The 1,752-nt window shown below is 52.4% G+C and carries 1 rRNA gene; it reads left to right on the top strand.

The window, feature by feature from the left end:
- Positions 1 to 150: 150 nt before the first annotated feature.
- A 23S ribosomal RNA gene (locus BTH42_RS21190) occupies positions 151 to 1,752 on the top strand; the annotation flags it as partial.

Below are 1,752 nucleotides of genomic sequence, written 5' to 3'. Positions count from 1 at the left end.
CGAGTAGGTGAATCAGGGTTGTGATTGTATCAATGTATTTTTAAGTGATCGAAAGATTGCTTTGGAATACGGCGCAACACGAATACTCAACCTGTAGCGGAAAGTCAAAGCGCGCTTCGCAAGAAGCCAGCTGAGACACACCCGTTATAGGGTCAAGCGAACAAGTGCATGTGGTGGATGCCTTGGCGATCACAGGCGATGAAGGACGCGGTAGCCTGCGAAAAGCTCCGGGGAGCTGGCAAACAAGCTTTGATCCGGAGATGTCCGAATGGGGAAACCCACCTCTTCTGAGGTATCCGTAGCTGAATACATAGGCTACGAGAAGCGAACGCGGTGAACTGAAACATCTAAGTAACCGCAGGAAAAGAAATCAACCGAGATTCCCAAAGTAGTGGCGAGCGAAATGGGATCAGCCTGTACTCTTTATCTGTACTGTTAGCCAAACGCTCTGGAAAGTGCGGCCATAGCGGGTGATAGCCCCGTAGGCGAAAACAGCATGGAAGAACTAGGTGTACGACAAGTAGGGCGGGACACGTGAAATCCTGTCTGAAGATGGGGGGACCATCCTCCAAGGCTAAATACTCGTGATCGACCGATAGTGAACCAGTACCGTGAGGGAAAGGCGAAAAGAACCCCGGGAGGGGAGTGAAATAGATCCTGAAACCGCATGCATACAAACAGTCGGAGCCTCGCAAGGGGTGACGGCGTACCTTTTGTATAATGGGTCAGCGACTTACATTCAGTGGCAAGCTTAACCGATTAGGGCAGGCGTAGCGAAAGCGAGTCCGAACAGGGCGTTCAGTCGCTGGGTGTAGACCCGAAACCAGGTGATCTATCCATGGCCAGGTTGAAGGCACGGTAACACGTGCTGGAGGACCGAACCCACTAACGTTGAAAAGTTAGGGGATGAGCTGTGGATAGGGGTGAAAGGCTAAACAAACCTGGAAATAGCTGGTTCTCTCCGAAAACTATTTAGGTAGTGCCTCGTGTATCACCTTCGGGGGTAGAGCACTGTCATGGTTGTGGGGTCCATTGCGGATTACTACGCCATAGCAAACTCCGAATACCGAAGAGTGCAATCACGGGAGACAGACATCGGGTGCTAACGTCCGGTGTCAAGAGGGAAACAACCCAGACCGCCAGCTAAGGTCCCCAAATATGACTAAGTGGGAAACGAAGTGGGAAGGCTAAAACAGTCAGGAGGTTGGCTTAGAAGCAGCCACCCTTTAAAGAAAGCGTAATAGCTCACTGATCGAGTCGTCCTGCGCGGAAGATGTAACGGGGCTAAGTCATATACCGAAGCTGCGGATGCACATTAATGTGCATGGTAGGAGAGCGTTCCGTAAGCCTGCGAAGGTGCACTGGAAAGTGTGCTGGAGGTATCGGAAGTGCGAATGCTGACATGAGTAGCGATAAAGGGGGTGAAAGGCCCCCTCGCCGTAAGCCCAAGGTTTCCTACGCAACGTTCATCGGCGTAGGGTGAGTCGGCCCCTAAGGCGAGGCAGAAATGCGTAGCTGATGGGAAGCAGATTAATATTTCTGCACCATTGTGAAATGCGATGGGGGGACGGATCGCGGAAGGTTGTCCGGGTGTTGGAAGTCCCGGTCGCTGCATTGGAGAAGGCGCTTTGGCAAATCCGGGCGCAGGATTCAAGGGTGTGGCGCGAGCTTCTTAGGAAGCGAAGCAACTGGAAGGGGTTCCAGGAAAAGCCTCTAAGCTTCAGTTTCACAGTGACCGTACCGCAAACCGAC

Origin of the sequence: Burkholderia sp. SRS-W-2-2016 (assembly GCF_001931485.1) — a bacterium.
In the GTDB taxonomy this organism is placed as follows: Bacteria; Pseudomonadota; Gammaproteobacteria; order Burkholderiales; family Burkholderiaceae; genus Paraburkholderia.
The sequence above is the reverse complement of the archived record's forward strand: the minus strand, read 5'-3'. Positions and strand labels throughout refer to the sequence as shown.